The following is a 14,012-nucleotide window of genomic DNA, read 5'->3' as shown; positions in this document are numbered from 1 at the left end:
CCCGACAGTTTAATGACAAATGCTTATCTTTGTGCTCTGATCCACTCACTATATTGATTGTCTCTCCATGCAATCCAGCCAAGCGGAAGATCGGAGAGTTGAGTCAGACTCGGGTCAATGTTGACCATTTCTTTTAACGACAATAGACGCGCCTCTTCTTCCTTAACTTCGCCACCATCGAGAAATTGCCACGTACCATCGTCCTCGTCATGAGTTACATATAAAGTCGGAGATTCTCGCTTCATGATTCTATCTATGGTTATGACAACTACATTTTCTGGATCCTCAAATGGTCCTGGTTGTTTCAACTTAATCTCACCTTCTTCTTTGGACTATCGTCTCCAGATACTTTAATGGACTGGAAGTCTATACTTGACTAGCACTGGGCTAATAAAGTTTCAAATTCTGTTTTCGATTGAAAAAAAGGCCTTCTTGATCTGTTCTTCAGTTACATCGTTTGAATATATTACTGAATTGAGCATAGAGCAAATTATTTTATCTAAAGTCCCAGATACATGCTCATTGTCCGCTGAAATGAAACAAAACTTGTCCTCATTATAGTGAATTTTAGTAACCTGAAAATCAAGTGGAATAGGAATGTATGTCCAAGAAATAAGAACATCCTGATGACTTACAGGGTTTTCTTTACACCGGTATATTTCAGCATGGTACCTTGATAGATACAATTCCTTCCCAAATTCCTCTTCATGATTTTCGGCCGATCAACCTCTTATGACAACGACTAAAGTTGAAAAATCGGGTGAAACAGAAAATGATTCTTTTATTGACAGCAGCATTTTTTGAGATGTGGTATCACCATTAAAAGCTGAACCTAATACTTTTTTTAGATATAAGTTGTTATATGGATTCAACCTGTACCTCCTCGAATCTTAGTACCTTCAGATCGAGCATTTAATCGAATGTGGTCTTGTGGCATTTTAACAAAAAGGGGATGCCTCCACATATCATCTGGAGGACATCCCCTTTACTACGTATTGCTTATATGTGCGCATGTTCTTCAGTACACATAGGTGATGCAGTGTGATGACCTATATATGATGGAACTCCGTTCTTAATCCTCCCTTAGCGGAAAAAAGGCTGCCGGCTAATAACCGCCAGCCAATTGCTTCATTCAACTAACGTTCCCCGTAAACTCAACGGACTACAGCAGTTTATGCAGGAAGTAGCCGCTCCACCTTGTTAAGACGAGCTTATCTTACGGAGGCCTGTGACTTTCCCGCTTTGGCCGTTACAGAAAAATACCTCATCTCGCCAGGTGAGACAGGCTTTGGTTTCGGTTCACCCGACATTTTCTCTGCTACGCCGTCTAGACCTTCATCCGAGCAGTCTCGTCTATATCTCCCCTCCTCCAACTTCATGTCGATAAAATCAACAACTTGCTGCAGTGAAGTGATCTGGCTGACTATATTTTCACGATGGCTTCTTAAGAGTTCCACAAGCTCCGGATATTCCGCGGGATCAGTATCGGCTGAGACCGCCAAAAAAGGCCGAATTTCCACTAGCGGCATCCCCGTTTTTTTCAGGCATGCTATCAGCCGGATCGTATTGATGTCCTCCTGCCGGTAGATGCGGTGCCCGTTATCCTTCCGCTCTGCGCGAGGCAGCAGCGCGATCTTTTCGTAATAACGGATCGTATCCTCAGTAATTCCGGTTTGCTCGGCGGTTTGCTTTATTGTAAAGCATTGCTCTTCCTTCATCCTGTTCCCTCCCTAAGATTGATTATTGTGCATTATACATCTTGAAGCTGGCTCCAAGTCAAATCTCTTATCCCTGGAGAAAAGATTTGTTTTAGCGTCTTGACTTGGAGTCGACTTCAAGTTATAGAATGTGCGCTATCGAATCAAAAATCCCGATATCAAAAGGAGATGTACAATGAACAAGTACCAACGTGAACATATCGCATTGATTACAGGCGCAAGCGCCGGAATCGGGTTGGAACTTACACGGAAATTACTGTCGGAGAACTGGCATGTGGTTGCTGTAAACCGTTCTGACTTTCCTGCCGACGATATGATCATCCACAATGCGGTCAAGAGCGGATTGCTTCGCATTTATAAAACGGATGATCTTGCCGACTTTGCCAGCTTGAGACTTACTTTGGAAGAGATCAAAAGCAAGGAGCGGCGGATCGATATTTTATTCAATAACGCCGGAGGGTCCTTTCCCGAGCTGAGCTATTCGAAACAAGGACGCGAGAAGCATTATGAGCTGATGACGGTCGTTCCTTATATTATTCTGATGGAATTGAAGGAACTCCTAAAAATCAGTCGTTTAAAAACGGTAATCAATACCTCCTCTTCAGCCCTAAAATTTACAAAAGAGTTTTCGATCGAAGTCCTGGAGCATCCCAAAACCTTTCGCAAGTTGCTTGGTCCTTACGCGACCTCAAAGCTAGCTCTTTCGCTGTGGACTCAGGCCATTGCATCGCAGCTCGCCAAGGACAACATCAAGATCCGTAGCGTTGACCCGGGTGGCAACAATACGCTAAGAAAAGGGAAACAATCCGGACTGCCCGTTTTGGTTGAAGTATTGATGAAGCTATTTTTCTCGCCTCCTACCCTCGGCGCCAACAAGCTGTATGAAGGGGCTCTCGGGAAACACCATCATGAGAGCGGCGTGTTTTTGCTGAAAGGGCGGGTTGCAGAATTAAAATTTAAAGACCAGGCGCAGGACGTTTTGGAAAGGATTCAAGCGATTTACGAACACGAATTTCTCGTGTCTTGAAGCCCAGACCTTGAATGGGGGTACTGCACTATCCTGCTCTTTAGCTTAACGACAGAAGGAGCAGTTGCCGCAACGGCGACCTGCTCCCTGGCTATTACGCTATAGTTCCCAGATAGCCATCCATGCCGCGTTTATGATGGTTAAACCCTTCATACCTTCGGTGGCTTAGAACTCCCAAAAGTATATTAATAAAAGGACTTCAGTTAGTTTTTGTTCAGTAAGGTTAATTAAGGTTGCTCTTAAAGCTTCGTTTACATTATGAGTTATTTGGCGGAAAGGTCATCAATAGCTTGAACAGCTTTTTCCAACGCTTTAATTCTTCTTTTTAAAAGCGTTCTTTGGGGACTACCAGCCTTTGACTTAACATAACTGTTTTCAATTGACGGAAATAAACCAGTAATAACATTGCGGGCTTCTGCTAAATCTTCCTGGGTGTAATGATGGGGTATTTGAAGCCAAACGTTTTCTAGCGTGGCTAAGCCGATATAAACAGCTTTGAGTCGTTTCTTTACTAGGGTAGTATTTGTTCCACTTTGAGTCATCTGGGACAAGGCACTCTCGAGTTTACTGATTGTCGATTTTAATGATTTTATTGATTCTAATTTATCTAAATCTGTCATTTGTTTAATTATATCGTCTTTGTCCACTACTACGAACCCTCCTCAAACCCCACTTTTTCCACATCGACTATACTACATATTGGAACAACCTGCCGTCACTTCAACGCGAGCAGGGAGCAACTGCCGCGCGGGGACCTGCTCCCTGATGGTTGTGCTATCGTTCCCAGATAGTTTAATGATGCAACAGATTCTGACCTTCAAAAATGCATCATAGCAAGAAGATAAAGTGGTATACGTTATTTCAATTTATTCTGCAAACTTTCATCGGATAAAACAAATAGAAGTGAGAGGTCATTGATTGTTTTTATTTGTATAAAAGTATCGTTATTTGAATTCTTCTTAATCCCATTCACATAGACTTTTCCCTTGTTTGTTGAATCACTTGGATCGTAGATAAATGAAACTTCATAATCAGAATATCCTTTTCTATACACATACGAATATGCATTGTCTTTAGTGCTATTTTGATATAGAAAGTATTGTCCTTCTGCTCCTGTTTCTTTTGCATTAGCCAACCACTGGTTAACCGTTTCTGTATGCTCATCTTCTACTTCATTCAATTTATAACTGATAATCGAATTCATGCTACTTTCTAGATTGAACTCTTTATTTTTTTGAGACGAGCATCCCGAAATAACCAGAATAACCATTGAAAACATTAAAATCAGAACGATATTTATTTTGAATTTTTAAGCACCTCCAAATTTGAACGATAAACATAAAACCAGTATCTATAATATTTTACCACATGTTGGAACTAATCTGCCCGTTAACGTAATGAAGCTGCCGATCATGTGTCGGCAGCTTCGTTGGTTGTTATTGAGCTATCGTTCTCCGCTAGTTTAATTAAGCACGAACAAATCATCAAAAGACTTTCCGCTTAAACGCATCCCATTAATCAATAAATAAGGCTACATTATTAAGTTGGATTTTTAAGTGATTTTTATCAAAATCATCCCTAAATACTGACGGGCGCGCGTCCGGTGACAGCGAAGTCGGGACGGTTGTCACCGATGGGAAGCACTGGCACAAGCGGCTCGCCTAGGCCGATGGCCGATCGGCGGCCTAGGCGAGCCGTCGCGCTGTCGGGCATGAACTCATTCGGACGACGTGCCCGGATACCATACGCCGAGCCACTGTTCGGCGCCGTAGTCCTCGAACCGCGCCACCTCGGCGAACCCCAGCTTCGCAGCGACGCGCATCGAAGCCTCGTTGGCGGTCTGGGTGGAGAGCAGCACCGGCTCGCCGGGATGCGCGTCGGTGAACCAGTCGAGCACCGCTGCGCACGCCTCGGTGGCGTACCCGCGTCCCCACGCCTGCGGCAAGAACATGTAGCCGAGCCCGTGCTCCCCTCCCTCTGGACGGATGTGACCCTTACGCTCCGGGCCGCGCCGATCGAGCGTGATCATGCCGATTGTTGTTCCGTTGAGCTCGACCACGAAGAAGCCGAAGCGCTGCCCGGGCACCTCGGGCAGCGCGCGCTCGAGCTCGTCACGCGGTCGGGAGCCGCCAACGTAGGTGCCCACCTCTGGTGAGGCGAACAGGTCGATTAGCGCCGCACGGTCCCGGGCCTCGGACTGGCGGAGCACGAGCCGCTCGGTCATGATTGGGGCAGGTGGCCAGACGACGGGGGGCACTGTGATTTCATCCGACATGGTGTAATCTCCCTTCTCTATTCAATTCTGTCTGTCAATATTGGAGTACCACGACAAAAGGCGGAAAACGTACTATGCAATTCGTTGCATAAAAAGCGAGCTCTCCCTTTCTCTACAAGGGGATCGCTTTTCGTAAATCACAGCTGAGCAAAGTTCAACTAACGTTCCCAGATAGCGTAACGTATAACTTGAGCCGATCCGTTACTCAGTCAGTACAGCTTCGTGCATTAGCAAATCAAACGTTTTTATGATTTAAACGCTTCTTCTAGTGCAGCCGTATCTTCAAAGATTTGAAAAAACTTTATCTTCCCTTGCTCTACTTCGCAAACCATTGCCCAATCACTGTCGAATACTTTACCGGTTACGTTGACCTTGATGCGGAAATTCCCCCATGCACACGCTGCTTCCTGATTACCGATGAGTTTATATAGAGTAAACCGTTCTATTTGTTCTGTTTCTTCTAAGAGGTTTAAATATTTTCTAACACCTTCTTTACCATAAAATGTACCGTATAAAGGGATCTTATCGGAGGGCTCTTTTTTTAGAATAATAAATTTCGCTTCATCATGAATCAATTCGATCACTTTATCCATCTGTTTGCTTCCTAATGCTTGGAAATAACTTGATAGCACCTGTTGAGCACTAAGCATCTTCAATAAATCTCCTTTCGAGATAGGCATAAGCATCACAATCCAATATTAACATATCTCCCCACTATCCTCCCTCTATGGAGAATCCATTTGCTCTAAAATGCTCACTTTTTCTTAGACTTTGACCTAGCTTTCTTCACAGTAGACAGCATGGATATGGATGCAAGTTGTAAACGAAGAAATATATGGGATTAGCGATGCAAAAAGGAGTCTCCACTCAGACCATCCTCTTTAAAAAATGGCTACCTTGGTAAAGTATGGTTGCACCTTTGGATCTCCACATGTGCTCATGGCGGTGAAACCTCCCACGTCTCACAGAGTCTACGCTCCCACATTCCTTCATTTAACCTGTCCATGAGGTGGAGGTCGGATATGCTGCCCGGCAGGATCTTTGTCCGTATGGATAGTGCCTTTCCGACTCATCCGTGCTTTTGTTGTCTGTTATTGCTTAGGGCAAAGCTTCCAAAAAATCGCTATAATTAAGCTGCTTGTGGTAATTCTGCCATTCGGGGGATATCCTGCAGCATCTTTTCTTCCCTAAATTCATGTCCCTTTTTCAATATACCGAACAAGATCCGAATCAATTTGTTACATAAAGCGATGAGCGATTGCATCTTTTTCAATGGATTTACCGACCTTTTCGTGTAGTACTGGTGCAAGGCTCGGAAGGCTGTATTTTTAGAGACCAATGGCATGATGACTCTGAACAGCAAGGCACGTAGGCGCTTGCGGCCTCTCTTCGTGATTTTCGTTTGTCCATTGTGTGTGCCTGACGAATTTGTTTTTAAATTCAATCCAGCGAGCTTCGTGATCTGCTTGGGGTGGCGATACTGGCTAATGTCGCCTACCTCAGCAAGAAATCCTGCGACGGTGTCTCTGCCAACTCCTTTAATGGCCAGCACTTGCTCCACATAAGGGATCTGTGTCAGTAATCCATCCAATTTCGTTTCCAGTTCTTCGAGTTTGCTTTGGAACCATTGGTGCTGGGTTAGCAGCAGCTTTAGCTCCATTTTCGCCAGCTCTGAACCGTCTCATATGCCCACAGAACGGCTAGCTGCTGCCTTAAGCATCTGGATGCGGCCTAGACCCAGCCCACGCTTTGCGGCTTCTCTCAGGTGCTTAAGCAGGGTTTCATCCGATACGCAAGCAAGCTCGTGCGGCAGTAGATATAGACTGAGCATTTGGATGGCTGACTTGCACTCCCAATCCTTAAATACCGTAAGGAACTCTGGGAAATACCGGTCCAGCCAGTTATGGACACGTGCTTGTACAACGCAAAGGTCAGTGGTCAGGTGATCGCGAATTTTCATCGCCTCCCTCAGTTCAGCATAAATGCCCTGAGGAAGATGGGGTATGGCGTATCTCCCGTCTTTGACCAGCTGTGCAATAACTTTCGCATCCTTCATGTCATTCTTCGAAGGAGAATTGTCATCAAGCTCTTTACTTTTTTTCACGTGCAGTGGATTCACAATACCGTACTTCACGTGATTCTCCCTTAGGTAATGAGCAAGATTTAGCCAGTAGTGGCCGGTCGGCTCCATGCCGACTATGACGTCCTGGAACCCTTGTGCAGTCGCAATCTTTTGGTACCAGCCTACGAACAATTCAAAGCCTTCCCGGGTGTTTCCAAACGTGATTGGCTTTCCGAACTCGACTCCGCGGTAGTCTTGTGCCCGGGCCACATGATTGAATTTTGCGATGTCCACTCCGACAATTAAGGTAGAAGAAGTGATTTGATTAATACGTTCATTTTGAGTAGAATTCATCTTGTAGTCTCCTTGGTTTGTTTTTGGATCCGGTCGCTGGCGAGCTCTGGGACCCGTAAACATCGTACCAAGGAGTCTTTTTATTTCTCAAACCTCGTATTTGCTCATAATAGGAATGCTGCCCGTTAACATTCCTGTAGGTCTTAAGAGATCCGATTTGCAGAAAAATGGACGCCTCGCTAGGATGAGTATGTACTGGGTTGCAGCCCTCAGAACTCACCTTAGGAGGCGTTATCATGAAGTCTAATCTAATAAAGTCTCAAAATCAACGTGTAGAACGAATCTCTACTTCCACTCTGGTTATAGGCATTGACATTGCCAAGGAGAAACACGCTGCACAAGCCATTAATTTTCGAGGAATTGTCCTCACCAAGCGCCCCATTTTATTTTCGAATGACCTTGCTGGTTTCGAGCATTTAGAACAGAGCATTCGGAAATTACAGAAGATGCACGGCATGAATGACGTCGTTGTGGGTATGGAGAGCACCGGCCATTATTGGTTCAATATCGCCAACTGGTTGGTGGGTCAAGGAATTGATGTGGCTCTTGTCAATCCAATGACAACCAAACGCAATAAGGAAAACAGAGATAACTCTCCTTCCAAGAGTGACCCAAAGGACGCCTTGGTCATTGCCGATGCAGTGAGCCGCGGGTTTTACACGCCCTTTGCTCCAAAGGATGAAGCATTCCGCCGTATACGGGTTATGGTTACAAACAGAGAGCACTGGGTTGTTAAATCTGGACGTATTAAAAACAGAATCCACCGCTGGCTCGATATCCGTTTTCCCGAATACAGACAAGCATTTGATGACATTTTTAGTGATCGCTCATTGGCTACCTTGCGCCGGTTTCCAGCCCCTTCTGACATATTGCAGCTAACCTCGGAGCAAATGGTGCAAATCTGGAGTGAGTACATGACCAGACCTGGCGGTGAGCGCGGTAAGAACAAGGCGTTAGAGCTTCAATCACTTGCCAGACATAGCGTGGGAGACACGAGTGCCCTTGAAGAAGACAAATGGGAATTGAGGCACCTCATTGAGGAATATGAGAGAATACGCCGAATCATTGATGAAGCAGACCAGATGATTGAAAAGGCGCTGCCTGAAATACCTTGTTCGGATCTCATTCGATCTGTAGGTGCCTCCGTTCCTGCAACGGCTGCCATATTAGCATTTGGCGGGGACTTACGTAAGCTGTCTCACGGGAAGCAGTTATTACGAAAAGCAGGATTGAACTTAGCAGAACGAAGTTCTGGCAAGTATAAGGGACAAATTAAGCTCACCAAACGAGGCAACTCATTATTACGTAAGCATTTATACTTCACTGTGTTTCACCTGTTATCTTTTAATGGAGCTTTCCAAGCCATGCATGTACACAATACCGAAGTGAAACGAATGACGAAAATGCAGTCCATGATGAAGTTGATTGGGAAACTGGCTCGAATCCTTGTAGCCTTGGCGAGGGAAGGACAGGCATTTTCCCCCGATAAGGCCCAGCCACCATTAGCAGCTTAAAATTAAGACTTGTAACCCGGACACGTAGATTGGCTCATTCGCAGGATTTCACAAAGAAAGCACGGAGTACCGAGATCTTTACGCTTTAGGGCAAAGACCCGTTCCGTTAACGTTGATCGGACTCCACACCTTGGATAGATAGGACGAAGGAATGTGAGGGCATAGACCCGTCGAGATTTGGGAGAGTAAATCCCCAAGGACCTTGTGGAGAGAGGCGTGCAGCAGAATTATTTTATGGAAGATGTTGTAAAATGAATCAACACCTTCTGTTCCCGCATGCGCTCAAACGGATTTCCTGGCCCTTACTCTCCACTCATCTGAGTTCCTATGTGAAACTTCCATGTGAAATCCTGCGAATGAGCGAGCATTCGTGTGAAAATCCTTATTCTTTGAGGGAGCTCAAAGAACATCGGCAGTATGTATCAAATATTTGATTTTTTCTTGAAGGCACAATAGGGCAGCCGTTAGAGGCTGCCCTTCAGTGTTTTAATTAAAGAATAGTAATTTATTGCTTATTCGATTCCTGTCTGCCACATATATCTTCTTTTCTTGAAACCATGAAAAAAATCAATGCCCCGATCAGAATCACTACGATCCCTGACCAAAAAAACCACACCTGCACTCCGAAACGATCGACGATCGGCCCGGCCAACGCGAGCCCGATCGGGGAAGACAGCAGCCCGATGCTAGTGACGAATGAGAGCACTCGTCCTAACTTCTCGGGCTCATACGATTTCTGAATTATAGCCATGTAGGGCCCGTTAAAAAGCGGCGCCGCTGCGCCCATACAGAAGGAGAGGATGATGAAGGCGATAAACGCATTACTCCCGATGACTCCACTTAGAACGCAAGTGAACCCTATTAGAACAAGACTCAGACTCATATACGTGGAATCCTTCCATTTGGAAGCAATGGCCGACAAAATAGCGCCCCCCAGGATCATTCCGATACCAAATACCGCCTCGATCAAACTGGCACTATAGCCCCCACGGCCAAAATGAGATAGCGTCATCAGGGGAAACAACATAGCTAGCGGCATAAACACGACACTGAACACAGCCATAGCGACTGTAATCGTGACAACCGACTTTACAGATAGGAAAGTTATCCATCCAAGTATAAATTCCTTACGAAACGAAGGCGCTTGAGAGTTCTCCGGCTTTGGTTGATTAATCTTGATCAGGAGCAACATAAGATTCGCAATCAGAGCGCCTACGACATCCAAGAGCAAGACCGTTCCTAGGGAAGTTGCCGAGTATACCGCTATTCCAAGCGCAGGTCCGAGCACGCTGGAGGAAGAGAACACAAGCTGATGCCAACCCGCTACCCGCGTTAACTGATCTTGGGGCGCGATCAATGGGATCGCAGCTTGGAACGCCGGAGCGTGGAAGGATGAAGCAGCTGATCGAATCAGCAGGATCAAATACACGACCCATACATTCGACTCCCCCCATAAGAAGTAAGCACCTAAGATCAAGCTGGAGAGTGCAATGGCGCTATCTGCAACCATCATTGTAACCTTGCGATCCCATCGATCGAGCCAGACGCCGATAAATGGGCCTAGAAGCGCTTGCGGGAGAAATCCGGCTAACCCGGCAATCATTAACACCGAGGCCGATTCAGTGGTCTTCGTTAGATGCCAAATTATAGAAAATTGAACCATAAACGACGTTAAGATCGAAAAAATTTGTCCGCTGAAAATCAGCGCGAACGTTTTTTTCCATTGTGTATTCATGAGAGGCTATATCTCCTTTTACTCATTCATTGTTATTGGATAATCGGAAAATTGGAATGACAAATAACCCTACCATTATCATTAAAAAAATGGTCGAGACATTTACAAACCTCCCCTAATTATCGCAATCGCATAGAATGAGTCATGAGTGCACACCTCCTTCATCAATCATAACAAATAACTTATACACTGTGTCAAATGATTTATTATAACAACTCAATTAGCGTAATCTGCCCGTCACTCATCTTTGCCGGCTGCCACGGTGCCTTAATTGAGCTATCGTTCCCCGTTACTTCAATGAAGATTGAAATCTACATGTGATTGTTTACCCACATATTTCAAAGGCTTGTAATTCTCTCATGGTTTATTACAAACAATTTCGTATTTTATTCCCTCTATATCTTTAAAAAAAATAGCATAGTAGTTGGGACCGTATTCAGTAAATATTTTGGGCTTATTCAACACTTTTGCACCAATCTCTTCCAAACAAATGGAAAGCCTATCAACCTCATTACGAGACTCCGCTTTAAATGCAAGATGATGTAATGCTCCTGGTTTCCTTCGATTTATTGTATCTTCTTTAAAAGATTTTCTTGGTGAAGTGATCGCAAAAGCCAGTAACGGATGTGTATATTCCACTACATGAAAATCATGATCTTCTATAACAGCACTTACTTTGTTCTTAATATCAAATCCTAAAAGTGGTAGGAACTTATCGTAGAAAGGTTCTGCTACTCCCATATCTTTAACTGTTATCTGAATGTGGTCGATAACTGGATTCATTTGGCCTCCACCTCAGTAAAATTAATTCAATTTATCAGATTGTTCTAGACTGGTCTGTGTTCTTTTATTATTTATTCTATAATACCTAATATTTTCCTTCATTTGTAACTCTACTCCCTCTATGGAGAATCCATTAGCTCTTAAATGCTCACGTTTTCTTAGACTTCGACCCATTATTCTTTAACAGTAGACAATATTAAATTGGAACGAAGTTGTATATAAAGAAATTTAGGGGACTTCTTAAGTGCAAAAAAGCCTCCACCTAGACCATCCTCTTTAAAAAATGGCTACTATGGTAAAGTATGGTTGCACCTTTTGGATCTCCACATGGTCTCATGGCGGTCAACCCTCCCATGTCTCGCAGAGTCTACGCTCCCACTTTCCTTCATTCAACCTGTCCATGAGGTAGAGGTCGGATTTGCTGCCCGACAGGATCTTCGTCCGTATGTTAGTTTTATTCCGACTCATCCGTGCTTTGGTTGTCTGTTGTTCTGCTGCTATTTTCGTCTCTTTTCTAAGAAAAAGCTTGTACTTATGCTGCTAACGTTACTTCCGCAAATCGAGGGATATCCTGCATCATCTTTTCTTCATTGAATGCATGTCCCTTTTTCAACATGCCAAAGAGAATACGTATCAGTTTACTGCAAAGCGCAATGAGTGACTGCATTTTCTTCAAAGGGTTGCTTTGCCGCTTGGTATAATACTCATGCAGCGCCTTAAATGCTTGTTTTTTGGCCACAAGGGGCATCATCACGCGGAAAAGCAAGGCCCGCAGACGCTTCCTTCCTCTCTTCGTTATTTGGGCAACTTTGCTTCCAGTTCTTCGAACTTACTTTGGAGTAGTTCATACTGAGCCAACAGGAGTTGAAGCTCCATTTTAGCCAGTTCAGAACCTTCTTTAATACCTATAGAACGGCTGGCAGCGTCCTTCAAGCTCCTCACACGTGCTAGTCCAAGTCCACGCTTTGCAGCTTCCCTTAGGTGCCGCAGCAGGACCTCATCCGTTACGGAAACAAGCTCATGCGGCAGTAAACCTAGGCTTAGCATTTGGCGTGCCGACTTGCATTCCCAGTCCTTAAACACCGTGAAGAACTCGGGAAAGTAACGATCCAGCCAGTTGTGGACACGGCTTTGTACTACGCTTAGGTCAGTGGTTAGGTAATCGCGAATTTCATCGCTTCCCTCAGTGCAGCATAAACGCCCTGAGGAAGGTTAGGTACGGCGTATCTCCCATCTTTGACCAGCTGTGCGATCACTTTTGCATCTTTGATGTCATTCTTGGTCGGTGAGTTGTCGTCGAGTTCCTTGCTTTTCTTCACATGCAAGGGATTCACGACACCAAACATGACTTGCTCATCTTGTAGGTAATAAGCCAGGTTAAGCCAGTAATGACCATAAGCTCCGGAACCAACCTAAGAATCGTGTAAAGCCTTCTCGATTATTCTCAAAGGTAAGGGCCTTCCCGAACTCGACTCCGCGGTAGTCTTGTGCACGGGCCACATGATTGAATTTTGCGATGTCGACACCGACAATTAAGGTAGAAGAAGTAATTTGATTAATACGTTCATTTTGAGTAAAATTCATCTTGTAGTCTCCTTGGTTTGTTTTTGGGATCCGGCCGCTGGCCAGCATCATGGACCCATAACATCATACCAAGGAGTCTTTTTATTTCTCAAACCTGATATTTGCTCATAATAGGAATGCTGCCCGTTACTTCAATGAAGAAGGGAGCAGCTGCCGCGCGGCGATCTGCTCCCTGGTTATTGCGCTAACGTCTCCCGTTAGCGGAGCACGTTCCCCTCAGAATGGCTTCTGTGTTTACACGACTCTAAAGAGTTTTGTAGAATAACTGGCCCCAGCTCGTTGGTCTTAGAATTAGAAGGTCGAACCTCCACTCGCGCATAAACCGGAATCTCCATGGAAATTTCATCGAATTTACCCACCCAAGGATGACCTCCAAAGAAACTTGATGAATCCTCCTTAACTGGAGATAGTCTAAATCGCCAACTGATTACACCGGGTATTTGGGCTAATCCCACATAGTGGTCGTAATCACCGTAGGCAGATGGATCTGTCATCCAATCAGCATAGATACCTACGCTTTGACGTTCTCTTAGAGGTCCCGTTGGATCGGCAGTATAGGGCTTTTTTACTTTAGTGATCAATGCGGTTCCTTGTGTATTAAGCACATGCTTAGCTGGAAGCAATACAACACTGCACGGATATGATACTTGCTGTGTTTTTGGTTGAACCACTATCGAATTTATAGCTAAAAATAACAAAGGAAACTGAACAAGCAACATTCGCATGCCATCACCTCAAGGGTAAAATCCCCTGGGTATTACTGCTTTATTCCACAGACAATGGAGTACCTGCTCTAACGTTCTTCGTTAAGTGACAACAGATAAGAGTAAATCGTGATACTAAGATAGCAACCTTCCGATAAATATCACCCATAATTCGAGTACAACTAAAGCTATAGAACCGATGATTGATATTATTGCTAGTAAAGCTGTCTTCCAGCCAATTACTCCTCCTAGTCCC

General features: G+C 44.7%; 12 protein-coding genes and 2 pseudogenes. 2 read left to right on the top strand and 12 right to left on the bottom strand.

Annotation, left to right across the window (positions count from 1 at the left end):
* Positions 1-23 precede the first annotated feature (23 nt).
* From PM3016_RS06295 to PM3016_RS06290, 3 genes are all read right to left on the bottom strand, one after another.
* Positions 24-308, bottom strand: a complete 285-nt coding sequence (locus PM3016_RS06295; RefSeq protein WP_014649656.1) for a hypothetical protein — start codon at positions 306-308, stop codon at positions 24-26.
* A gap of 414 nt (positions 309-722) precedes the next feature.
* On the bottom strand, positions 723-872 hold the full coding sequence (locus PM3016_RS38455; protein ID WP_164923368.1) for a hypothetical protein: 150 nt from the start codon (positions 870-872) through the stop codon (positions 723-725).
* 339 nt (positions 873-1,211) lie between these two features.
* The gene (locus PM3016_RS06290; protein ID WP_014368798.1) at positions 1,212-1,718 is read right to left on the bottom strand and encodes a MerR family transcriptional regulator; all 507 of its coding nucleotides are present in this window, start codon (positions 1,716-1,718) and stop codon (positions 1,212-1,214) included.
* Positions 1,719-1,893: 175 nt separating this feature from the next.
* Here PM3016_RS06290 and PM3016_RS06285 point away from each other — a divergent pair, with 175 nt between their 5' ends.
* Positions 1,894-2,745: an SDR family NAD(P)-dependent oxidoreductase gene (locus PM3016_RS06285; protein ID WP_014368797.1), complete on the top strand. Its 852-nt coding sequence runs from the start codon at positions 1,894-1,896 to the stop codon at positions 2,743-2,745.
* Between the two features lie 263 nt (positions 2,746-3,008).
* Here the strand turns inward: PM3016_RS06285 and PM3016_RS06280 are convergent, their stop codons facing one another.
* From PM3016_RS06280 to PM3016_RS06260, 5 genes and pseudogenes are all read right to left on the bottom strand, one after another.
* Complete coding sequence (locus tag PM3016_RS06280) at positions 3,009-3,365, bottom strand: hypothetical protein (protein ID WP_420798967.1); 357 nt, start codon at positions 3,363-3,365, stop codon at positions 3,009-3,011.
* 236 nt (positions 3,366-3,601) lie between these two features.
* A complete protein-coding gene (locus tag PM3016_RS38020) occupies positions 3,602-3,949 on the bottom strand; it encodes a hypothetical protein (RefSeq protein WP_148279662.1) in 348 nt (115 codons plus the stop codon).
* 513 nt (positions 3,950-4,462) lie between these two features.
* Positions 4,463-5,020, bottom strand: a complete 558-nt coding sequence (locus PM3016_RS06270; protein ID WP_014368796.1) for a GNAT family N-acetyltransferase — start codon at positions 5,018-5,020, stop codon at positions 4,463-4,465.
* Between the two features lie 245 nt (positions 5,021-5,265).
* Positions 5,266-5,670 carry a nuclear transport factor 2 family protein gene (locus PM3016_RS06265; RefSeq protein ID WP_014368795.1) on the bottom strand — a complete coding sequence of 135 codons (405 nt, stop codon included), beginning with the start codon at positions 5,668-5,670 and terminating at the stop codon, positions 5,266-5,268.
* A 479-nt stretch (positions 5,671-6,149) separates the two neighbouring features.
* A pseudogene (locus PM3016_RS06260) lies at positions 6,150-7,436 on the bottom strand (IS110 family RNA-guided transposase).
* Positions 7,437-7,672: 236 nt separating this feature from the next.
* Between PM3016_RS06260 and PM3016_RS06255 the strand changes: the two are divergent.
* Positions 7,673-8,950, top strand: a complete 1,278-nt coding sequence (locus PM3016_RS06255) for an IS110 family RNA-guided transposase (RefSeq protein ID WP_014368792.1) — start codon at positions 7,673-7,675, stop codon at positions 8,948-8,950.
* Positions 8,951-9,455: 505 nt separating this feature from the next.
* On the opposite strand, the gene PM3016_RS06250 is transcribed toward PM3016_RS06255, so the two are convergent.
* The 4 genes and pseudogenes from PM3016_RS06250 to PM3016_RS37050 form a co-directional block, all read right to left on the bottom strand.
* Positions 9,456-10,685, bottom strand: coding sequence for an MFS transporter (locus PM3016_RS06250; RefSeq protein WP_014368791.1), 1,230 nt, complete (start codon positions 10,683-10,685; stop codon positions 9,456-9,458).
* A 357-nt stretch (positions 10,686-11,042) separates the two neighbouring features.
* Positions 11,043-11,468 carry a VOC family protein gene (locus PM3016_RS37055; protein WP_081484303.1) on the bottom strand — a complete coding sequence of 142 codons (426 nt, stop codon included), beginning with the start codon at positions 11,466-11,468 and terminating at the stop codon, positions 11,043-11,045.
* Between the two features lie 532 nt (positions 11,469-12,000).
* A pseudogene (locus PM3016_RS06245) lies at positions 12,001-13,052 on the bottom strand (IS110 family transposase).
* Between the two features lie 197 nt (positions 13,053-13,249).
* Positions 13,250-13,771, bottom strand: coding sequence for a YoqH family protein (locus PM3016_RS37050; RefSeq protein WP_081484302.1), 522 nt, complete (start codon positions 13,769-13,771; stop codon positions 13,250-13,252).
* Between the last annotated feature and the right edge of the window lie 241 nt (positions 13,772-14,012).

The sequence above is a fragment of the Paenibacillus mucilaginosus 3016 genome, from assembly GCF_000250655.1.
Classification (GTDB): domain Bacteria; phylum Bacillota; class Bacilli; order Paenibacillales; family NBRC-103111; genus Paenibacillus_G; species Paenibacillus_G mucilaginosus.
The sequence above is the reverse complement of the archived record's forward strand: the minus strand, read 5'-3'. Positions and strand labels throughout refer to the sequence as shown.